Origin of the sequence: Lentzea rhizosphaerae (assembly GCF_042649515.1) — a bacterium.
In the GTDB taxonomy this organism is placed as follows: Bacteria; Actinomycetota; Actinomycetes; order Mycobacteriales; family Pseudonocardiaceae; genus Lentzea; species Lentzea aerocolonigenes.
Genome location: NZ_JBHRZI010000003.1, coordinates 147,009 through 168,079 on the forward strand (window position 1 = coordinate 147,009; position 21,071 = coordinate 168,079).

A 21,071-nucleotide genomic window follows, 5' to 3' on the forward strand; every position below is an offset into this window, starting at 1 on the left:
ACCGGAGGAGTCTGCTAGCCGGTGAACTTCGCCAGCGCCTTGGTGAACTCGTAGGTCTGCTGGTTGATGCCGCTGCACGACGAGCTCATCGCACCGCAGTTGCCGCGGTCCCGGTTCACGGCCCAGAACGACACCCGCGAGAGGTGCTTGGAGTTCGCCCACGTCACGATGTCGCGGAAGTTCTGCGGGGTGACGGTCTCGCCGGTGTCGGTCTTGCCGTTCATCGACGACAGACCGCTGCGCCGGTACGCGGCGTCGTCGGTGAGCCCGTAGGTCGCCTTGACGTGGTTCTTCAGGCCATCGACCGCGCTCTTGGTGTAGGCGAACATGTCGCCGCCGCTGCCCCAGTCGAACGGCATGACGGCCCACGTGTCGATCGGCGCGCCGAGCTGCTTGGCGCGGGTGATCAGGCGCTTGCCCCAGGAGTTCGGGCCGGTGCGGTCGGTCGGCATCGTGATGACCGTCTTCACGCCGGGGTTGTTCTGCTTGATGATCTTCAACGCGCCGAGCACGCGGTCCTGGGTGGTGTTGTTCTCGAACTCGGCGGCCTCGATGTCGATGTCGATCGCCTTGAGCTGGTAGGCGTTGATCACCTTCTGGTAGGCGCCGGCGAGTGCGCTGGCCGAGGTGCAGAACTGGCCGAGCTTGTTGCCGGACCAGCCGCCGATCGACGGCACCGCGTCGCCGCCGGCCGCGCGGATGTTGCTGATCAGGGTGGCGTCGGAACCGGTGAGTGAGCGGGTGCCGTCCCACTTCGGGTTGCAGGTGCCGTCGCTGAGGATGAACGCGAGGGTGAAGGCTTTGATCCCGGTCTGCTGCATCACCGTCTGCGGGTTGGGCGCGCTGCCCCACTGGTAGAGGTAGGGCGCGGCGAGGACGGGGTTCACCGCGGCCTGCGCCTGTGCGGGCAGGAGCATCGCCGTGCACGCGGCAGCGACCGCGCCGACCAGGAACCGCTTCATCAGTCCTCCAAGACTGCTCGTTCCAGGGCGGCGGAGCTGGCAGGCTTGCAACGTCCTCAAAAATGGACTAGACCACCGCTATCTGTCAAGAAGGTAGTCGAAAGCCGGGTACTGCTCCGTCCGGCGGGCATCGCTGATCTTGTCGGTGCAGCGTGGTGAAATCGGGACGTGGCACTCGCACCCCAGCTGGTCCGCCGGAAGCCGGAGACGCGCCCGCGTCCCCGGTGGGACGACGCTGCCCAGCGCGTTTTCTCGCACGAGGGCGGTTTCCTGCGCGTTCTCGGAGGACCGGGCACGGGCAAGACGACGTTGCTGGCCGAACTGGCCGCGCACGTCGTGCTGGAGCAGGGGGCCGATCCGGAGAACGTGCTGGTGCTCACCGCGAACCGGCGCGCGTCGGTGGCGTTGCGCGCGCACATCACGCGGTTGCTGACAGGTCGGTTGTCCGCTGTCCGCGAACCACTGGTGCGGACCGTGCACTCGTACGCGTTCGCGGTGCTGCGCAACCAGGCGGTGCTGCTCGGTGAGCCGCCGCCGCGGCTGTTGTCGGGCCCGGACCAGGACGCGATGGTGCGTGAGCTGCTCGCCGGTGACGTCGAGCTGGGCGCGGTGAAGTGGCCCGAGCGGTTGCGGCCGGCGCTGGAGCTGCCGGGGTTCGCCCACGAACTGCGCGATCTGCTGCTGCGGGCGGCCGAACGCGGTCTCGGGCCGGAAGACCTGATCGAGCTCGGCGAGGAGCACGGGCGGGACGAGTGGGTGGCCGCCGGCCGGTTCGGTGCGCAGTACGAGGCCGTGAACCTGTTGTCCGGCATGGACTCCGCCACGGCGTACGCGCCCGCGTACGACGCCGCCGAGCTCGTGTCCTCCGCGTACGCCGCGTTCGTGAACGACGAGGAGCTGCTGTTCACCGAACGCCGGCGGGTGCGGTACCTGCTGGTGGACGACGCGCAGCACCTCGACCCGATGCAGTACTCGCTGATCAGCTCGCTCGGGTCGGGGGCGGCGCGGTTCGTGCTGGCCGGTGATCCGGACCAGGCGATCTTCACGTTCCGCGGTGCCGATCCGGAGATCCTGCGGGACGTTCCCGGTGAGACGGTCGTGCTGCGGCAGTCGCACCGGATGCTGCCCGAGATCCGTGACGCGGTGGCCCGGCTGGCGGCCCGGCTGCCCGGTGCTTCGCCTGCTCGTGTGGTGCTGCCGGTCGACGGTGAGGGGTCCGTGCAGGTGCGGCTGCTCGCCTCGTCCGCGCAGGAGGCGGCGTGGGTGGCGGACCAGCTGCGCCGCTCGCACCTGGCGGACGAGGTGCCGTGGTCGCAGATGGCCGTGATCGTGCGGTCGGCGACGTTGTCGTTGCCCGTGCTGCAACGCGCGCTGCTGGCCGCCGGTGTGCCGGTGGCGGTGCCGTCGGACGAGCTGCCGTTGGCGCAGCAGCCTTCCGTGCGCCCGCTGCTGGCTCTGGTGCGGGCGGCGGCGGTGCCGGGTTCGCTGGACGAGGACACGGCGGCGATGCTGCTGTCGTCGTCGTACGGCGGTGCGGATCCGTTGGCGCTGCGGCGGTTGCGGCGTGGTCTGCGGCGCCTGGAGATGGCCGCGGGTGGGGACAGGCCGAGCGGTGAGCTGCTCGTCGAGGTCGTGGAGACCTCGGACAGGCTGGCCGCGCTGGAGGACGCGGAGTCGTTGCCCGCGCGGCGGATCGCGCACCTGCTGGCGTTGGCGCGCAAGGCGATCGAGGCGGGGAAGTCCGTCGAGGTGGTGCTGTGGGAGCTGTGGACGGCCACGGGTCTGCAGGACCGCTGGGTGGCACAGTCGGCGCGGCGCGGCATGCCGGGAATGCAGGCGGATCGCGATCTGGACGCGATCGTGGCACTGTTCGAGGCGGCGGCGAAGTACGTCGACCGGCTGCCGGGTTCCGGCGTCGCGGGCTTCGCGGACTACCTGGAGTCACAGCGGATCGTCGGCGACACGCTGGCCGCCGCGGCCCCGACCGGTGAGGCGGTGTCCGTGCTGACGGCGCACTCGGCGGCCGGGCGCGAGTGGGAAGTCGTCGCGGTGCCTGGGGTTCAGGAAGGAAGCTGGCCCGATCTGCGGCTGCGCGGCACGGTTCTGGGCGTCGAACGCATGGTGGACGTGCTGGCCGGTCTCGAACCGTCGGTGTCGGCGGTGGCACCGATCCTGGCCGAGGAACGCCGGCTGCTGCTCGTGGCTGCCTCGCGGGCGCGCTCGAAGCTGCTGATCAGCGCCGTGCGGGGCGAGGACGAGCAGCCGTCGCGGTTCCTCGACGAGATCGAGTCGTCCGCCGAGGACGAACGGAAGCTGCACCGTCCGCAGCGCGGTCTGGTGCTGGGCGAGCTCGTCGGCGAGCTGCGCCGCGTGGTGTGCTCGGACTCGGAGGACCCGTCGCGGCGCTCGCGTGCCGCCGTCCAGCTGGCCCGCCTGGCCGAGGCCGGCGTGCCGGGAGCGCATCCGGAGTCCTGGTACGGCTTGGCAGACGTGTCGGTGGACGCTCCACTGTGGACCGAAGAGCAGAAGGTCAGCGTGACGCCGTCGACCATCGAGGTGATCACGAAGTGCCCGCTGCGCTGGGTGGTGGAACGGCACGGCGGCCAGGACCCGGCCGAACTCGCCTCGGTGACAGGCACGCTGGTCCACGCCCTGGCGCAGGCCGCGGCGTCCGGTGCCGACGCGGCCCAGCTGAGGGTGAAGCTCGACGAGGCGTGGGCCGCGGTCGACGCGGGCGCACCGTGGTTCTCCCGCCGCGAACGCCTGCGCGTGGAACGCATGCTGGACACGTTCCTCGCCTGGCTGACCATGAGCCGCAGCCAGCTCACCCAGGTCGCCGTGGAGGAAGAGATGGTCGTCGAGGTCCCGAAACGCGACGGAGGCCCGTGGCTGCAGGTCCGAGGCCGCGTCGACCGCCTGGAACACGACGAGGACGGCCGCCCGGTCGTGATCGACATCAAGACCGGCAAGAGCCCGGTGTCCCGCGACGCCTCACAGGAACACCCCCAACTCGCGGTCTACCAGCTGGCGACGTCCCTGGGCGGCTTCACCCACATCGGCCTGGGCACCGAACCCGGCGGCGCCCGCCTGCTGTACGTGGCGAAGGAGGACAAGAAGACAGGAGCCGTAGAACGCACCCAGGCCCCGCTGGACGAACAGGGCGTCCGCGCCTGGCTGGAAGTGGTCCAGGGCGCCGCCGAGTCAGTCCTCGGCCCGGAGTACACGGCCCGGGAGAACGCCGACTGCGACCGCTGCCCGGCCCGCACGACCTGCCCGGTCCACCCGTCGGGGCGACAGGTGAGTGAATAGGTTGACCTGCACGTTTCGCTCGTCCGACCGGCCGGCGGACACACCGGGCCGGGCGGTGCGGCCGGCCGTGAGGCAGGTAGGAAGATGTGTCGGTGACGTTGCACAGCGCCCTTGACCGGACTGCCCACTCGCGGGGAGTGCGGTCCGGGGCGTTCGAGCGGCGCGCGCCGGGCGGGTGCTTCACCCCGCGCTGCTCCCGTCCGGCCACCAGCGGCCGCCCCCTGGGCTGGTCCTGCGCCGCGGCAACGCCTCCCGCCCGTCGCTCGCTCCGTCCCGCCGCGCCGCACCTCCTTCCTGCCCGCGGCTCGCTCCGCCCCGCCACCCCAGACCTCGTCCCCGCCCACCGCTCGCCCCACCCCTCCGCCACTCCACACCCCCTTCCCACCAGCCACCCGTCCCACCACGAGCTCCCCCGATGACCGTCAGCCCCTTCGAGATCGCCGAAGCCCTGGGCCTGAACAAACCGACCCCCGAACAGGCCGAGGTCATCGCCGCGCCCGCCCAGCCCGCGCTGGTCGTCGCGGGTGCGGGTGCGGGCAAGACCGAGACGATGGCCGCGCGCGTGGTGTGGCTGGTGGCGAACGGTCTCGTGCTGCCCGACCGGGTGCTGGGCCTCACGTTCACACGCAAGGCCGCGCGGCAGCTCGCGGACCGGGTTCGGGCCCGTTTGCGCAGGCTGGCCGGGTCGCCGTTGCTGGACGAGCTGGATCCGAGCGGCGAGCGGAAGATGGCCGTGCTGACCGGCGAGCCCGTGGTGCTGACGTACCACGCGTACGCCGGGCGGCTGGTGTCCGAGCACGGGCTGCGGCTGCCGGTCGAGCCGGGCGTGCGGCTGCTGACCGAGACGGCGTCGTGGCAGCTCGCGCACCGGGTGGTGTCGACGTGGGCTCGCGACCTCGACACGGACAAGGTGCCGGCGACGATCACCGGGTACCTGCTGCGGCTCGCGGGGGAGTTGGGCGAGCACCTCGTGACGCCCGAGGCGTTGGAGGCGCACGCCGCGGAGTTCTGTGCGTTGGTCGAGAACGCGCCGCGCGCGCCTCGCCAGCGGGACGCGTTGCCGGAGAAGCTGCGCGAGGTCGTTGCGGCACAACGACTCCGTGTGGCTCTGCTGCCGTTGCTGGAGGCCTATCAGCAACGCAAGCGCAAGGAGGCCGCGCTCGACTTCGCTGACCAGATGTCGCTGGCCGCACAGCTCGCCGGGTTCAAGGAGGTGGCGTCCGGCGAGCGCGAGCGGTACGGCGCGGTGCTCCTCGACGAGTACCAGGACACCGGGCACGCGCAGCGCGTGTTGCTGCGGTCGTTGTTCGGCCTCGGTGAGCCCATGCCGGTCACGTCCGTGGGCGATCCCGCGCAGGCGATCTACGGCTGGCGCGGGGCGTCCGCCGCGAACCTGCCGCGCTTCGCCGAGGACTTCCCGCCGACGCGGAAGTTCGGGCTGCTGACCAGTTTCCGCAACCCTCCCGAGGTGCTGGAGCTCGCGAACGCGGTGTCGTTGCCGCTGCGGGAGGCCGGGCTGGACGTCGAAGAGCTGCGCGCGCGTCCTGGTGCAGGCCCCGGTGACGTCCGGCTGGCGTTGCACTCCGACATCCGGCAGGAGCTCGACTGGCTCGCGGACAACGTTGCGGCGCAATGGGAAGCGCACCTCGACGCCGAGGGCGTGCCACCGACGGCGGCGGTGCTGGTGCGGCGGCGGTCGGACATGGCGGCGATCGCGTCGGCGTTGCGCGAGCGAGGGTTGCCGGTCGAGGTCGTCGGCCTCGGCGGGTTGCTGGACGAGCCCGAGGTGCGGGACCTGGTGTCGGCGCTGCGAGTGCTCGTGGACCCCTTGGCGGGAACGGCGGCCGCTCGCCTGCTGACCGGCTCGCGCTGGCGGCTGGCCGCGGTCGACCTGGCGGCGCTGTGGTCGCGGGCGCGGGAGCTGGCGGGCGTCGCGCCACGACAGTCCGTTGTGGACGATCCACTGCTGGTGCTCGCGGACGCGTTGCCCGGCGAGCACGCGGAACAGGCAGGCCTCGCCGACGCACTCGACGACCCCGGAGACCCCGACGCCTACTCGCAGGACGGCTACCGGCGGATCCGGCGGCTGGGCGGCGAGCTGGCCGCGTTGCGGCGCAGGCTCGACCAGCCGTTGCCCGAGCTCGTGGCGGACGTCGAACGCACGCTGCTGCTGGACATCGAGTCGATGTCGCGACCGGGCATGGTCGGCCGCGCTCACCTCGACGCCTTCTCCGACGTGGTGACGGACTTCGCGGCCGCGTCCCCGTCGGCGACGCTCCCGTCGTTGCTCGACTACCTCTACACCGCCGAGCACGCGGAAGACGGCCTGGAGCCGGGCGAGGTCGAGGTGTCCGAGGACCGCGTGCAGATCCTGACCGTGCACTCGGCGAAGGGCCTGGAGTGGCACATCGTCGCGCTGCCGCACCTGGTGCGCGACGTGTTCCCCGGCCGCAAGAAGTCGTCGTGCTGGCTCAAGGCCGTCACGGAACTGCCGGCCCCGCTGCGAGGCGACGCGGCCGACCTGCCGTCGCTGCGGCTGTCCGCGGGCTTCAACCGCAAGGAGGTCGACGAGGCGCTGACCGTGCACGCCGAGGAGTTCGAGGACCGCAGGCTGGTCGAGGAACGCCGCCTCTTCTACGTCGGCGTGACGAGGGCCGAACACAGCCTGCTGATGTCGGGCCACTGGTGGGCCGAGGCGGGCGACAAACCCAAGGGCCCGTCGGTGTTCCTGCAGGAGATGCACGAGGTCCTGCAACGCGACAACCCGCCGGGAGACATCAGTCTCTGGGCCCCCGAGCCCGAGGCGGACACTCCGAACCCGCTCGCCGAGGACGTGAAGAGCTCCCAGTGGCCGGCCGACCCCCTGGGCAAACGCCGAGACGCCGTGGTCGAAGGCGCCGAGATGGTCCTGGCCGCCCTGGACGCCCTGCGCAACGCCCCGCCAGAGCCGTTGCCGCTGATCTTCGAAGAGCCGGCCGTCGTCGTCGACGACTACCCGCCGCCTCCCGACGAGCCGCCGGACGACGACTTCCCGCCGGAGCCCGAACCGCTCCCGGACGACGTGGTGCCCGACGACCCGGAGATGCCGGAGGACGACGACCCGGAGGGCTGGGCGCGAGACGTCGACGTGCTGCTGGCCGAACGCGCGGCCTCCCAGAACCGCCGCGAACAGGTGGAGCTCCCCGACCACCTGTCGGTCTCGCAACTCGTGGAACTGGCCAAGGACCCGGACCTGCTGGCCCGCAGACTCCGCCGCCCGCTCCCGTTCCCCCCGAACCCGCTGGCGCGCCGAGGCACGGCCTTCCACACGTGGCTGGAAAACCGCTTCGGCGCCAGCCGCCTGCTCGACCTGGACGAACTACCAGGCGCCGGCGACGCCGACGCCTCCCCGGACGCAGACCTGGAACGCCTGAAGGAGGCGTTCCTGCAGAGCGCGTGGGCGGACCGAACCCCGCACGACGTGGAGGTGCCGTTCGAGACGGAGTTCGAGGGCATCTCGGTGCGCGGCCGGATGGACGCCGTGTACCGCGACCCGGACGGCTGGACAGTAGTCGACTGGAAGACCGGCGCGGTGCCGGACGCGGAGGCGCTGCCGGCCCTGTCGGTGCAGCTGGCGGCATACCGGCTGGCGTGGGCGGCGTTGACGGGGGAGCCGTTGGAGCGGGTGCGGGCCGCGTTCCACTACGTGCGGCACGATCACACGGTGAGGCCGGCGGATCTGCTGGACGAGCAGGGGTTGAAGGACCTGATCCGGTCGGTGGAGTCGTGACAGGCGGCGCTCGCTGCCGGAGTCGTGAGGGGCGCGTTCGGCTGGAGTTGTGACGGCCAGATGCGGTAGCTGCGGAGTCGCGGCGCGCGGTTGGCCGCTGGGGGTCTACCGCTGTGGAGTCGTGAACTGGCGGAGTCGGTCGCGGTGTCATGATCGCGAGTTGTCCACAGGGTGCGGCTTTTTGACCTGCGAATATGGGTGCTCGGCTAAGCTGTGGACAGCCGGGAACCCAAAGCGGTTTTCAATCGTTGCGTGACAAGGAAGCGCGCGGGGGAGCAGCAGGCGAGCAGGGGCTGCTCAGCTTCGTCTCCGCGCGCGGGCAGGGACGGCGGGCTCGTTCCGATCGCCCGCGCGAGTCAGGACTGCTGGCGAGTCCCGGCCGGCGCGTGCGACTCCTTCAGCACCCGCTCGTACAGCACCTCGAGCAGCCAGCGTCCGAACAGCGACGGTCCGAACTCCGGTGAGCGGTCCTCCGGCGGGACCATCAGGTCGGCTGAGGTGTCGTCGCCCATCACCACGCCGATGCCGTAGTAGTCGAGCTCTATGTACGACCAGGCCTGGGACTCGTCGGAGCGGGGGAGCATCACCGCGCACGGGGCCAGGGTCAGGAGGGTGCCGCACGACTGGAGGGCGCGGTCCGTCGTGGACTCGCTCACCAGGACGCCGACCAGTTCCACCGCTGCCACCGGGAGGCGGTCGTGGGCCGCTGGCTCGAACCACGAGCGGAACCACGACGGGTCGGCGCGGGGTGGCCAGCCGTTCTGGGTTCTCCACTCGTGCACTTCCGGCAGCAAACGCACCACCGCGGACACCTGCTGGCCCAGGACGGCTACGTCGGGTACGACGACTCCGTCCCAGCCGAGCGCGGTTGCGGCGCGCTGAAGAAGCGTTTGCACAGGGCGCATCCTAAGGGTTCCTCGCGCGGAAAATGACATCGTTTGCGGGATACTCGGTTAAGGATTACCCAGGGTGGTCATGGGGCCGCTTTGGCCACTTTCCAGGCCCAAGCGACGAGTGGGATCTGCAGTGGCAGGCGACCATACGCCAGGGCGCGGGCTTTCGGCGACTTGTCGCGGAAATCCAGAGCCATTTTCACGTTTGCGGGGAACACCGCGATGAACAACGCGGCGGCTGCCAGGGCTCCCAGGCGGCGGGTTCGCGGGGTTGCCACGGCTGCGGCTACGGCGAGTTCTGCGGCGCCGGACGCGTAGGTCCACTGCCTCGGGGTGCCGGGGAGGGCTCGCGGGACGATCGCGTCGTAGTACTTCGGCCTGGTGAAGTGGGTGGTCCCCGCCAGGCTCAGCAGTGCGGCGAGCGCCATCGCCGACCGCGCTCGGGAACGGTTCGGTTCCATGCGGTCACCCTGTCATGCCTACGCCGCGTAGGCGAGATCGGGCTGGCCTATTCTCCACGAGCGTGGCAGGTGATTCTCATCATCCCGAACGCGCTGCTGTTGCCGCGCTGAGCGATTCCTTCGTCGCGGGACTCTGCGAGTGGATCAAGATTCCGTCAATCGGCGCCGATCCGGCGCACGTGCCTGACGTGCAGAGATCTGCCGAGTGGCTGGCTGCCCAGCTCAGGGCGGACGGCTGGCCTGAGGTCCGGGTCTGGAACGACGGGCCGGCGCTTCCCGCCGTGTTCGCCTGCTGGCCCGCCGCGGATCCCGATGCGCCGACCGTGCTCGTCTACGGCCATCACGACGTGCAGCCCGTCGATCCTGTCGAACGCTGGCAGCATCCGCCGTTCGAGCCCGTGATCAGCGGCGACGAGATCAGGGGGCGTGGCGCGAGCGACGACAAGGGGCAGGTCCTGATGCACCTGCTCGCGGTCAAGGCGCACCTGGCGGCGACCGGGCGGAATGCGCCGGACGTCACGCTGAAACTCTTCGTCGAAGGCGAGGAGGAATCCGGATCACCGCATCTGCGAAAGCTCCTCGACGATCACAGGAATGATCTCGACTGCGATCTTGTGGTGTTCACGGACACCGCACTTCACGAACGGGACGCGCCGACGGTCAACACCGGGCAGCGCGGTGTTCTCGCCGGCGAGATCACGTTCTTCGGCGGCACCGACGACGTTCACTCCGGGCGCGCGGGCGGTGCGATTCCGAACCCCGCGACCGCGCTCGCACGACTGGTCGCCGCGCTGCACGACGAGGACGGCCGCATCCAGCTCCCAGGCTTCTACGACGACGTCCGCGAGCCGACCGCGAAGGAGCGCGAGGACTACGCGGCGCTGCCGTTCGACGAGCAGAAGTGGCTGGCGCACAACGGAGGCGGCGCGCAGGCGCTGCACGGCGAGCCCGGTTACACGACGCTGGAACGGATCTGGGTCAGGCCGACCGCCGAGGTCAACGGGATCAGCGGCGGCTACACCGGTCCCGGCTTCAAGACGATCGTCCCCGGGAGCGCCAGGGCGAAGATCAGCTTCCGGCTCGTGCCCGACCAGCTGCCGGAGAACGTCGCCGACCAGCTCAAGGAGTTCGTCGCCAAGCACACGCCGCCGGGCATCAGGGCGGAGGTGAGCTTCCGCGGCGACGGTGTGCCGCCGTACGCGATCAGCCCGGACGACCCGGCGAACGCGACGGTCAAGGAGGCGGTGGAGCTGGCGTTCGGCGGTCCCGTGCGGTTCGCGCGCGCCGGCGGGTCGGGGCCCGCTGCGGTGCTGCAGGCGTGGCTCGGGGTGCCCCTCGTCTACCTCGGCGCCACCTTGCCGGATGATCGCGTTCACGCGCCGAACGAGCGCGTTGTAGTGCCGTTGCTCCTCAAAGGTGCGGAGGCGGCGGCTCACCTGTGGCGGATGTTGCCCGAGAGGTTGTCTCGATGAGCCTGACTGACGAAGCGTCGCACTCGCTCGTCGGCGTGATCAGGATGCCGGACCAGGTGCAGAGCCCGGTCCGCGCCATCCTGAAACGCGTCATCGGCGCGATGGCGGCGTTGTTGCTCGCGGTGCTGATCGTCTACCTGGACCGCGACGGCTACCGGGACGTCAACGAAGACGGTGTCTCGCTGCTCGACGCGTTCTACTACGCGACGGTGTCTCTCTCGACGACCGGCTACGGCGACATCACGCCCGCGTCGTCGTCGGCGCGACTGATCAACGTTCTGGTCATCACGCCGTTGCGGGTCCTGTTCCTGATCGTGCTGGTCGGCACGACACTAGAAGTTCTCACCGAGCGCTCCCGTCAGGCGTTGCGCATTCAGAAGTGGAGGCGGGTCGTGCGGGACCACGTCGTCGTCGTGGGTTATGGCACGAAGGGGCGATCAGCGGTCGCGGCGCTGCTCGGCGACGGTGTCGAGCCCGGCTCGATCGTCGTCGTGGACACCGTCCAGGAGTCGCTCGACGCCGCCTCCTCCATCGGGCTCGTGACGGTGCATGGCTCCGGTACACGCAACGACGTGCTGAGGGTCGCCGGCGCGGCCCGTGCGCGCGCGATCGTCGTTGCGCCGAACCGGGACGACACGGCCGTGCTGGTGACGTTGACCGCCCGCGAGCTTGCGCCCAAGGCACAGATCGTGGCGTCGGTGCGGGAACGCGAGAACGAACACCTGCTGAAGCAGTCCGGTGCGGACTCGGTGGTCGTGTCGTCGGAAACGGCGGGCCGGCTGCTCGGCATGGCCACGGCGACGCCGTCCGTGGTCGCGATGGTCGAGGACCTGCTCACGCCCGACGCAGGCCTGGCGATCGCCGAACGCGACGTCGAGGCGAGCGAGGTCGGAGGGTCGCCGCGGCACCTCTCGGACATCGTGCTGGGTGTGGTGCGGGGCAAGACGCTCTACCGGGTGGACGCTCCCGAGGCGGATGCGATCGAGCCGGGTGACCGGCTGCTCTACGTCAAGAAGGTCACGCCCGCAGGGGAGTGACCGACGTGCCGGTACCCGCCTCGGCGAGGCGGGTACCGGGGGGTGGCTGATCAGGTCAGCCGGTTGCTACAGCGGCGGCCAAATGCGCCACGCCTGGTCGATGTACGACGTGCAGGGGAACTGCACCAGCCGGGTGCCGTCGTTGCCTCCGCGGACGACCAAGCACTTGCCGCTGTTGACGTTCCTGACCCACAACCACTCGCTGCCCACGATGTTGTCGTAGTAATAGAACTCCCAATACTGGTCGGCATAGTTCAGACACGAGAACTGGACAGCCGGAGCCTCGTTGTCAGTACCGCGGACGAGCAGGCACTTGCCGCTGTTCCGGTTGCGCAGCTGGTACTGCCCGTTGCCCTTCTCGACGAAGTCCCACTTCTGGTCTGCGTAGTCCAGGCACTGGAACTGCACGGCGGGGTTGTTGTCGGCAGCGCCCTGCACCAGCAGGCACTTCCAGCTGTTGTGGTTCTGCAGCCAGCGGTTGGTGGGACCCGCCGCCGCGCCCACCTGTGCCAGATCGACCTTGTCCGACAAGGAAACCGCCGGTTCCGCGCCGGCCGGCTGGATGGCGCCGGCCAAGGCGAAGATCAATCCGAAAAATACGATCGCGATTCGATTTCTTGCACGCTTCAAAGGAGCCCCCAGGCTTGTGAAGGTGTCGCAACAGAATCGATCAGAGCATCGCAGCAGCAGCTCACAGAATTCATCGGGGGTGCAGTCATTGCTGCGTTGCGAAGTTCCCCGGCGGACCTCGATGCCCCCAAATCGGGTCCAAGAACCACGGTATTGCGGAATCCTGTACAGCGAAAGCGGCCGAACGGCCGAGACGGTTGCTCAGGAAACCGGGGCCTGCCGGGGACTGGGCATCACGGCCGGCGCGCGCAGAGGCGCGTAGCGGAAGAGGAACGCGTAGAAGCCACCCGCCAGCGCCGCCATGCAGAGCAGCAACGCGGTGAGGCGGCGCCCGACCGGTAGTCCGGCGGGGAGCGACGACGCGGAGGACACCATGTCGGTGCCGGTCGTGACGACCTCGAGGGTCTCGCCCTTGCGGTGACCGCAGCCGTCCAGTTTGGCCTGCTTCTTCTGGCCGCCCGCGTCCCATTCGACGGTGTCCGTGCCCTGGCCGCAAGCGCCGGTCTCGACGACGGTCGCGGCCACGGGTCTGGGAGGTTCCGAGGCGCCGAGCACCTTGGCGGGCGCCAGAAGCGCGACCGCGACACCGATCCCGACCAGTCCGACGACCAGCAGGATGAACACCCATCTGTCGGGGCTTCGCGGAACCGCCACACTGCGATGTTCGCAGACGCGGCGGTCCGCGTGGAGCCCAGGTTTATTTCGGCAGCTGACGCAGCTGCTCGACCTTGATGGTCTTGCCGTCGGACACGGTTCCGGTCACCGCCACGAGGTCGCCGTTCTTCGGCTTCTCGCTCACAGACGACAGGTCCAGCGGGGTCTGCAGGCCGTCGACCTGGATCAACGTCGCGTTGTTGCCGTTGACGTCCTTGATCGTGCCCTGCTCGTGGGCCTTCGCCAGCGCCACGTTCAGCGCCTTGCCGTCCTTCACGCGCACGGTCACGCGCTGGTCGGCCTTGAGCCCGGCGAGGTCGCCGCCACGGAGCTTCGTGGAGCCGTCAGTGGTCAACGACACCTCGCTGCCGTCGTCCTTGGTGATCGTGAGCTTGCCGCTCTCGACCGACTTCACCCGGCCGACGACCAGGGTGCTGTCCTTGAGCTTCGCCTTGTCCGGACGGCCCGGCTTGCCGGGACCGCCGGGGTGGCGCTCCGCGAACGCCGCGGGAGGGCCATCGGGGTTGTCGGCCGCAGTCGCGACCGCGATGCCGCCGACGGTGAGCCCGACGGCCGCGACGACGGCGCCGGCCCACGCAGATTTCTTCGACATGCGCTCAGGGTGCGCGCGCAATCTGAGCGTGAGCTGAAGGCGAGTCGCCCGAACTCCGGATGATCAGCAGAATGGTGAGGTGTCCGCCAGGGTGTTGGTGATCGAGGACGCCGAGGCGATCGGCGCCGCGGTGTCGTCCGCGTTGCGCGAGTCGGGTTACGAGGTGCAGCACCGCCTGGACGGGCGTCAGCTGGAGGCCGATCTCGGCCGCTTCCGCCCCGACCTGGTCGTGCTCGACGTGATGCTGCCCGGCCGCGACGGCTTCGCGCTGCTCGAGGTCATCCGCCGTTCCTCCGGCGCCGGGGTGGTCATGCTGACCGCCCGCGACGGCGTGCCGGACCGGTTGCGCGGGCTCTCCGGCGGCGCCGACGACTACGTGGGCAAGCCGTTCGTGCTGGCCGAACTGGTGGCGAGGGTGTCTGCCGTGTTGCGCCGGCTCGGGCGCACGCCGTCGACGGTGCAGGTCGGCGACCTGGTCGTGGACGCCGACGCCGGTGTCGTGATGCGCGCCGACCAGCCGATCGAGCTGACCGCCACCGAACTGCGGCTGCTCGTGTACCTGGCGGCCCAGCGCGGCCGCGTGGTGTCTAAGACGCAGATCCTCACGGCCGTGTGGGGGTATGAGGACTACGACCCGAACCTGGTCGAGGTCCACGTTTCCGCCGTGCGCCGCAAGACCGAGGAACACGGGCCACGGCTCGTGCACACCGTGCGTGGTCTTGGGTACGTGTTGCGGGCTGAGGAATGAACCTCCGCACGGTCTCGTTGCGGCGGCGGGTCGCCGTGTCGGTGCTGCTGGTGCTGTTCCTGGTGCTCGTCGCGTTGGTGATCGCGGTCGACCGGACGTTCGCCGGGCAGTCCTCCCGTGACGTCGAAGGGGTGCTGCGGGACCTCGAGACGCGCGCGATCACCTCGGTGGTGCGGGGAGCACAGCCACGTGAGGTTGTGCGGCAGCTGTCCAAGAAGAACGGCATCCGGGTGACCGTGGAGCTGCCGAACGGGACGCAGTTCGGTGATTCGCCGGAGGACGGGCAGTACCAGCGCAAGTCGCGCACCATCAACGGCAACAGGTTCACGTTCTACGCGGACACCGAGGCGATCTCGCAGGCGCAGGTCCGGTTGCGGAAGCTGCTGGTGCTGCTGGGGCTCGGGGCGATCGCCGTCACCGGGCTGCTGATGATCGTGGTGGTGCGGCGGGCTTTGGCGCCGTTGGACGCCATGACCTCGTTGGCGCAGGCCATTGCCGCCGGGCACCGGGGTGGACGGCTGAACCCCTCACGCACCGACACCGAACTGGGGCGCACCGCGGCCGCTTTCGACGGGATGCTGGACTCGCTGGAGGGGTCCGAGCAGCGGACGAGGCGGTTCGTCGCGGACGCTGCCCACGAGCTGCGCACGCCGATCACCGGGGTGCAGGCCGTCGCCGAGGCGCTGGTGCAGGCGCCGGTGGACTCGCCCGACCGGGACCAGATGTCGTTCCTGCTGGTGCGGGAGGCGCGGCGGGCCGGGCGGCTCGTGGACGACCTGCTGGCGCTGGCCCAGCTGGACGCCGGGTACGAGATGCAGCGCGAACCGGTGGACCTGCTCGGGCTGGCCGAGGCCGAGGTCGCCAGGACCCGGTACGTGGCACCCGACTTCGACATCGCCGCCGAAGGCGTCTCGGTCACCGTTCACGGCGACGGGCAGAGGCTGGCCCAGGTGCTCGCGAACCTGGTGGACAACGCCCGGCAGGCCACCGGTCCGTCCGGAACTGTGCGCATTCGCGTCGACATGACGGGATTCACCGTCTCCGACAACGGGCCCGGAGTGCCCGAGACCGAGCGCGAGCGGATCTTCGACCGGCTCGTGAGGCTCGACGACGCCCGGGACCGCCGGTCCGGCGGGTCCGGGCTGGGGCTCGCCATCGCCCGCGGGGTGGTGCGGGCTCACGGTGGCGAACTGACCTGTGAGCCTTCGGAGACCGGGGCCGTGTTCCGGGTGACCCTGCCGGTCGCGCTTTGACGATGAAGGGAACCTTCATCCCTGTTAGGCGACCTCGTCCGCCGATGCCGCGAAGGTGTTGCACGCCGTCGTCGTGTTGCTCTTGAAGCCCGCTGCCGCCCACTGCGCCTGGTTCGCCGCTGAGCCGTGAGCGTTGTTCTCCGGCTTCTCCTCCACGGCGTACTGGAAGTCCTCCTGCGCTTGGCGGGCCAGCTTCGTCGTCACCGAGCCCCTGCCCTGTGCGCTGGTGAGGAACATCCCGGCGAAGCAGTTCGCCTGCAGCTCGATCCGGCGCGACATCTCCAGGCCCGCCGGCGTCTTCTCGCCCGCGTCGGTGATCTTCAGGTCCGCTGCCCGCAACAGACCTGTCAGCGCCTGGACGTGGTGGCCGTACTCGTGGGCCAGCGTCGCCAGGTGGGTGGCCGGGGCGTCACCGCCGCCGTTCTCCCGCAGGCGGCTGGTCGGCATGTAGATCGTGCGGTTGCGGCCGCAGTAGTAGGCCACCGCGTGGTCCGCCTCCGGAGCGGCGCCGCACGGGCCGTCCTTGAGGTCAGGAGAGGCGTCCAGGGACGGCTTCTCGAACGGCATGTTCGCCGTCGTCAGGAGCGGGCCCCAGGCCGCGTCGAGGCACTCGACGCCCGCCGCGTAGTACGCCGCCAGCTGCTTGTCCGTGGTGGCGAACTGGGGGAGCGTGCAGGTGATCGGCGCCAGGGAGGCCGCGTTCACCAGGACCGGGTGGTCCGCCAGGCGGTAGACGGCCCGCGGGCGGACCGGGGTCGAGGGTTCCGTCGACGCGACCGGCGCCGGGCGGGACCCCGCCAGGGCGTGACCCGTCACCAGTCTGGGACTGCTCAGTTGACCGATTCCGAGGACGAAAGCGACCACCAGCACGAACACTCCCGCGAGGACCACCGGGTTGTTCCTGGCCGGTTGGGTCACGTTCGCCCCTTTCTAGGAGACAGAACCCGGGTCCGCTGCCCAGGTGTTGCACTCCGACGCCTTGTTCGATTTGTAACCGCGGTCGACCCAGGTGGCGTTGTTCTCCGGTGTGCCGTGGTCCTTGGTCGGGTAGATGTCGTAGTCGCCCCGGTTGCCCGCGTCGGTCAGACCCACCCGGATCACGTCCATGGGCACCGCTCCGTGCGAGAGCGGGGCCAGGGTCATGCCTCCGAAGCAGGTTGCTTGCAGCTCCATCCGGCGGTTCAGGTCGAGGCCCTTCGGAGTATCCCACCCTCCCGCGTCGTACTGCGCGCGGTCCGACGCTTTCAGCATTCCGGTGAGCCACTGGATGTGGTGGCCGTACTCGTGAGCGAGCTGGCCCAGGTACTTGCCGGGGTGGTTCGGGTTGTTCGGGTTGCGTTCGGCGGCGTAGGCGTTGGCCGTCCAGTAGATGCCGCCCTGGCAGTACCGCGCGGTCTGGTCGGGGCGCACGGTGCCGCACGGGTACTGCGACGTCTCGGTGACGACGTGCAGCTCAACGGGCTGGTACGGGAGGTTGGCCGCCTGGAGGGCCGGCTTCCACATGCTCTCGATGCACGGCAGTGCCGCCCGCAGGAAGCGGTCCTGGCCCGCCGGCGAGTAGTCCATCGCCGGGAGCGGGCAGCCGGAGATCGTGTTCGCGCCGAAGGCAGGCTTCAGGAACGGGTGGTCGGCCAGCGCGTAGATGGCCTTGGGACCCGCCTGGGTCGGCTGGGACGTCGGCGTGCGGGAGGCCGACGTGCGTGACGGCGCCGTCGTCGTGGTGGCCTCGGTGGTGGTGGGGGCAGCCGTGAAGGTCGGGCTGTACGTCGTGTAGTTCGAGTAGCCCGCGTCGCTGGAGTTGGCGTTCAAGGTCGCCGCGAAGACGCCGATCGCTCCCAGGCCGAGGATCACCACACCGCCGAGGATCAGCGCGACCATCGGGCCGTTGTTCTTGCGGCGCGGCGGTGGCATGACCGGGTACGGCGCATAGCCGTTGGGCGGTGCGCCCCACGTCGGTTGCGGCGGCGGCATCACCTGGACGGGTGGCGGCGGACCGTAGTGGCCGTACTGGCCAGGAGGGGGTCCCTGTGGTGGTGGCGCGCCGTACGGAGGAGGTGGCGGGCCTTGTGGCGGACGCTGCTGCCCGAGTGGTGCGGGCATCGGTGGCGGGCCGACCGGGCGTGGCGGTGGCCAACTGCCCGGCGGCGGTGGTTGCGTCATCGCCTGAGGTCCCCCCATTGGTGAGCCTGGGTCGGGTACGAGCATAGGCGGACAGAGATCGCGCGTCCCCCGACCGGGCTAACGCGTCCCGTCCACGTTTCTTCAGACGCGCGGGCCGGCGGATCGGTTCACGAGACGTCCGCGGAACTCGCCGCCCAGGTGTTGCAGGCCTTGATGTTGTTCTGCTTGTGGCCGTGCATCACCCAACGCTCGTTGTTCGGTGCACTGCCGTGGTCTGGCGTGCGGTTGTAATCGCCGCGTTGGCCCGCGTCTGTCAGACCGGTGTTCACGACGTCCATGGGCACGACGTTCTTGTGCGAGAACGGCGCCAGCGTCATGCCGCCGAGGCAGGTCGCCTGGAGCTCCAGCCTCCGGTTGAGCTCGAGACCCTTGGTGGTGTCGAAGCCGCCGACGTCGTACTGGGCCTGGTCGGCGGCGCGCATCATGCCGGTGAGCCACTGGACGTGGTGGCCGTACTCGTGGCCGAGCTGACCGAGGTACACGCCGGGGTGCCGGGTCCCGTTCTGCTCGTTGGCGTAGAAGTTGCCCGGCCAGTAGATGACCCCGCGGCAGAACATCGCTGTCGTGTCGGCCCTTCGCGAGCCGCAGGGCGTCTGCGTGCTGCCGGTGAACACCTGGAGCTCCACCGGCTGGTACGGCAGGTTGGCCGCCTTCAACGCCGGCTGCCACGCCTTCTCGATGCACGGCAGCGCCGCCGACAGGAACCGCTCCTCGCCCGCCGGGTTGTACTCCATCTTCGGCAGCGGGCACGAGTCGAAGTCGTTCGCGCCGACGTTGGTGGCGAAGATCGGGTGGTCGGCGAGCTTGTAGACGGCCTTCGGACCTGCCGGGGTCGACGGGGTGGATGTCCTGGTCGACGACGTGGTTGTCGTGGTGGTCGTTGTCGTCGTGGTGCTCGTGTAGGAGTAGGTGGGGCTGTACGTCGTGTAGTTCGAGTAGCCCGAGTCCTTCGTCTTGCTGTTCAACGCCGCTGCGAACACACCTACTGCGCCGAGGCCGAGGATCACCACGCCGCCGAGCACCAGGGCCAGGATCGGGCCGCTGCTGCTCCTGCGTGGAGGCATGACCGGGTACGGCGCGAATCCGGGGTGCGGGTGGTGGCCCCAGGTCGGCTGCGGTGGGGGCATGACCGGACGCGGCGGCGGCATGACCGGGTGGGGTGCGCGGCCGGGTGGAGGGCCGTACGCGAAAGGAGTCATCGGGGGCCGTGGACCCATCGGGGGCGGCGGTGGTCCCACAGGCGGACGCATGCCCGGCGGCGGCCCCTGAACCGGGCGGGGAGGCATCGGCGGCCCGTACGGCGGTGCTGCGGGCACAGGCGGTGGGCCCACCGGGCGTGGTGGCGGAAAACTGCCCGGCGGCGTTGGCGGTGTCATCGCCGAAAATCCCCCAGATGGCGTCTGTTCGAAAGTCCGCCGGAGCATATGAGGACTCCAGTATTGTCCGCAGCCGTGTTGAAGAACTGGGGAGTGGCGATCTTCGTCGCAGCCGCGCTGACGTCCGTGACGGCTGCCGGCGCGCTCGCGCAGCCGCTGCCGGGAACCGTCAGCACCGAGGTGCGGATGAAGCTGGAGCGCGACTCCAGGCTGTCCGTCACCGAGGCCGTCCACGTGCCGGACGGCAAGACGGTGAAGCGGACCGTCCCCTTGCGACTCGCGGTCGGCAACGACCTCGAGCGCCAGTACCAGGTCATCGACGCGAAGGTCGAGGGCAAGGGCAGCGCGGCCGTCAGCGGCGACGAGTTCTCCGTCACGCTCGAGGGCGGGCAGGCCACGCTGACCTACACGGTCGTCGGCGCGGTCGCTCCCGTCGGTGACGCGCTGGAGGTGCGCTGGCAGGTCGCCGGTGGCTGGGACACCGAGCTCGACAAGGTCGCCGTCACGTTCTCCGCACCGGACTCCCCGACGTCGGTCAACTGCCTCGCGGGGCCTGTCGGCTCGTCGCAGCCGTGCACGAGCGCGGACCTCGCGGACGGCAAGGGCGTGCGGGCGCAGGAGATCAAGCTCGGCGCGGGTGAACGGGTCGACGTCGCGATCGGACTGTCCGCCGGGGTCGTGCCGCCCAACGCCGTCGTGGTCGAGCAGTCCGGGCTGGCCGCGGCCTTCGCGCTCACCCCGGTCAGCGGTGCCGCGCTCGGCGGGCTCCTCGTGCTGTTGCTCGGTGGTGTCGCGCTGCTGTGGTACCTGCGCGGCCGTGATGCGGCGGCGCTCGCCAGCGAGGTCGGCGCGGTCAGCGTCCTGGTGCGCGACCAGAACAACAGGGTCGCGTTCGCCTCACCCGACGGCGTGCTGCCCGGCCAGGTCGGCACCGTCGTCGACGAGCACGTGGACGTCGTCGACGTGACCGCCACGGTCATCGACCTCGCCGTGCGCAACTACCTGTGGATCGCCGAGATACGCCAAGAGGATGGTTTCAGTCACGACTGGCAGATCGTGCGCCGCAACCCCGCCGACGCCTCGCTGTCCGGCTACGAGCGGGCCGTCTACGAAGCCCTTCTGCCGCAGGGGGTCGACGCCGTGACGGTGTCCGAGCTCCGCGGCCGGCGGATCGATCTCGCCCTCGTCCGCGACGAGCTGTACGCGGACGTCGTGGAGAAGCGCTGGTTCGTGCGCCGCCCGGACGCCGAGCGCAGCCTGTTCTGGTGGGTCGGTGTCGTGATCGCGGTCCTCGGCCTGGTCGCGACCGTCGTGCTGGCGCTGACGGTCGGCAACGCGCTGTTCGGGCTCGCCGTCGCGGTCGGCGGTGTCGCGCTGGCGTTCGGCGCGCGGTCGATGCCCGCCCGCACCAAGCGCGGCAGTGAGCTGCTGGAGCACGTCCGGGGCCTGCGCGGGTACCTGCACGGCGTGAAGCCGGACGACGTTCCGGAGGAGGACCGCGAGCTCGTGTTCTCGCGCTCGCTGCCGTACGCGGTGGTGCTCGGCGAGACCGAGGGGTGGCTGACCAAGTTCGGGCAGCAGGACCTCTACTGGTACGGGAACGCGTCCGACTTCCGGCGCAGCTTCCCCGCGTTCCTCGGGGCGCTCGACGGCGTGCTCGCCCAGGCGGGCCACCTTCGATCGCTCCGGGCGCCGAACCCGTAGGCTTGCCTG

Annotated in this window: 16 protein-coding genes; 7 read left to right on the forward strand and 9 right to left on the reverse strand. The window is 70.2% G+C overall.

Going from position 1 to position 21,071, the window contains the following annotated elements:
- Positions 1-14 precede the first annotated feature (14 nt).
- Positions 15-962: a chitinase gene (locus ACFOWZ_RS01170; protein WP_382367278.1), complete on the reverse strand. Its 948-nt coding sequence runs from the start codon at positions 960-962 to the stop codon at positions 15-17.
- 168 nt (positions 963-1,130) lie between these two features.
- On the opposite strand from ACFOWZ_RS01170, the gene ACFOWZ_RS01175 reads away from it, so the two are divergent.
- Both ACFOWZ_RS01175 and ACFOWZ_RS01180 read left to right on the forward strand, forming a co-directional pair.
- Positions 1,131-4,271 (forward strand): ATP-dependent helicase, encoded by a 3,141-nt coding sequence (locus ACFOWZ_RS01175; RefSeq protein WP_382367280.1) that lies wholly within the window; start codon positions 1,131-1,133, stop codon positions 4,269-4,271.
- A gap of 415 nt (positions 4,272-4,686) precedes the next feature.
- Complete coding sequence (locus ACFOWZ_RS01180) at positions 4,687-8,040, forward strand: ATP-dependent helicase (protein WP_382367282.1); 3,354 nt, start codon at positions 4,687-4,689, stop codon at positions 8,038-8,040.
- A 356-nt stretch (positions 8,041-8,396) separates the two neighbouring features.
- Here the strand turns inward: ACFOWZ_RS01180 and ACFOWZ_RS01185 are convergent, their stop codons facing one another.
- Positions 8,397-8,936, reverse strand: coding sequence for a hypothetical protein (locus ACFOWZ_RS01185; RefSeq protein WP_382367284.1), 540 nt, complete (start codon positions 8,934-8,936; stop codon positions 8,397-8,399).
- Positions 8,937-9,013: 77 nt separating this feature from the next.
- Positions 9,014-9,394, reverse strand: coding sequence for a DoxX family protein (locus ACFOWZ_RS01190; protein WP_382367286.1), 381 nt, complete (start codon positions 9,392-9,394; stop codon positions 9,014-9,016).
- Positions 9,395-9,456: 62 nt separating this feature from the next.
- On the opposite strand from ACFOWZ_RS01190, the gene ACFOWZ_RS01195 reads away from it, so the two are divergent.
- Positions 9,457-10,866: a M20/M25/M40 family metallo-hydrolase gene (locus ACFOWZ_RS01195; protein ID WP_382367288.1), complete on the forward strand. Its 1,410-nt coding sequence runs from the start codon at positions 9,457-9,459 to the stop codon at positions 10,864-10,866.
- Positions 10,863-11,903: a potassium channel family protein gene (locus tag ACFOWZ_RS01200; protein ID WP_382367290.1), complete on the forward strand. Its 1,041-nt coding sequence runs from the start codon at positions 10,863-10,865 to the stop codon at positions 11,901-11,903. The genes ACFOWZ_RS01195 and ACFOWZ_RS01200 overlap by 4 nt, the downstream gene beginning before the upstream one ends.
- A gap of 66 nt (positions 11,904-11,969) precedes the next feature.
- Here ACFOWZ_RS01200 and ACFOWZ_RS01205 read toward each other — a convergent pair whose 3' ends face one another.
- The 3 genes from ACFOWZ_RS01205 to ACFOWZ_RS01215 all read right to left on the reverse strand — a co-directional run bounded on the left by ACFOWZ_RS01205 (position 11,970) and on the right by ACFOWZ_RS01215 (position 13,800).
- Positions 11,970-12,491 carry an RICIN domain-containing protein gene (locus ACFOWZ_RS01205; protein ID WP_382367292.1) on the reverse strand — a complete coding sequence of 174 codons (522 nt, stop codon included), beginning with the start codon at positions 12,489-12,491 and terminating at the stop codon, positions 11,970-11,972.
- A 243-nt stretch (positions 12,492-12,734) separates the two neighbouring features.
- Positions 12,735-13,187: a hypothetical protein gene (locus ACFOWZ_RS01210; RefSeq protein WP_382367294.1), complete on the reverse strand. Its 453-nt coding sequence runs from the start codon at positions 13,185-13,187 to the stop codon at positions 12,735-12,737.
- A gap of 43 nt (positions 13,188-13,230) precedes the next feature.
- The gene (locus tag ACFOWZ_RS01215) at positions 13,231-13,800 is read right to left on the reverse strand and encodes a hypothetical protein (RefSeq protein WP_382367296.1); all 570 of its coding nucleotides are present in this window, start codon (positions 13,798-13,800) and stop codon (positions 13,231-13,233) included.
- A 79-nt stretch (positions 13,801-13,879) separates the two neighbouring features.
- Between ACFOWZ_RS01215 and ACFOWZ_RS01220 the strand changes: the two genes are divergently transcribed.
- Together ACFOWZ_RS01220 and ACFOWZ_RS01225 are read left to right on the forward strand one after the other, a co-directional pair.
- The gene (locus tag ACFOWZ_RS01220) at positions 13,880-14,548 is read left to right on the forward strand and encodes a response regulator transcription factor (RefSeq protein ID WP_382367298.1); all 669 of its coding nucleotides are present in this window, start codon (positions 13,880-13,882) and stop codon (positions 14,546-14,548) included.
- Entirely contained in the window at positions 14,545-15,801 is a 1,257-nt protein-coding gene (locus ACFOWZ_RS01225) for a sensor histidine kinase (protein ID WP_382367300.1), read from the forward strand. The genes ACFOWZ_RS01220 and ACFOWZ_RS01225 overlap by 4 nt, the downstream gene beginning before the upstream one ends.
- Before the next feature lie 24 nt (positions 15,802-15,825).
- On the opposite strand, the gene ACFOWZ_RS01230 is transcribed toward ACFOWZ_RS01225, so the two are convergent.
- From ACFOWZ_RS01230 to ACFOWZ_RS01240, 3 genes are all read right to left on the reverse strand, one after another.
- The gene (locus tag ACFOWZ_RS01230) at positions 15,826-16,719 is read right to left on the reverse strand and encodes a neutral zinc metallopeptidase (RefSeq protein ID WP_382367302.1); all 894 of its coding nucleotides are present in this window, start codon (positions 16,717-16,719) and stop codon (positions 15,826-15,828) included.
- A gap of 12 nt (positions 16,720-16,731) precedes the next feature.
- On the reverse strand, positions 16,732-17,961 hold the full coding sequence (locus ACFOWZ_RS01235; protein ID WP_382367304.1) for a neutral zinc metallopeptidase: 1,230 nt from the start codon (positions 17,959-17,961) through the stop codon (positions 16,732-16,734).
- Positions 17,962-18,089: 128 nt separating this feature from the next.
- Positions 18,090-19,181 carry a neutral zinc metallopeptidase gene (locus ACFOWZ_RS01240; RefSeq protein WP_382367306.1) on the reverse strand — a complete coding sequence of 364 codons (1,092 nt, stop codon included), beginning with the start codon at positions 19,179-19,181 and terminating at the stop codon, positions 18,090-18,092.
- A gap of 252 nt (positions 19,182-19,433) precedes the next feature.
- Between ACFOWZ_RS01240 and ACFOWZ_RS01245 the strand changes: the two genes are divergently transcribed.
- Positions 19,434-21,062, forward strand: coding sequence for a DUF2207 domain-containing protein (locus ACFOWZ_RS01245; RefSeq protein WP_382367308.1), 1,629 nt, complete (start codon positions 19,434-19,436; stop codon positions 21,060-21,062).
- The last annotated feature ends 9 nt before the right edge of the window (positions 21,063-21,071 follow it).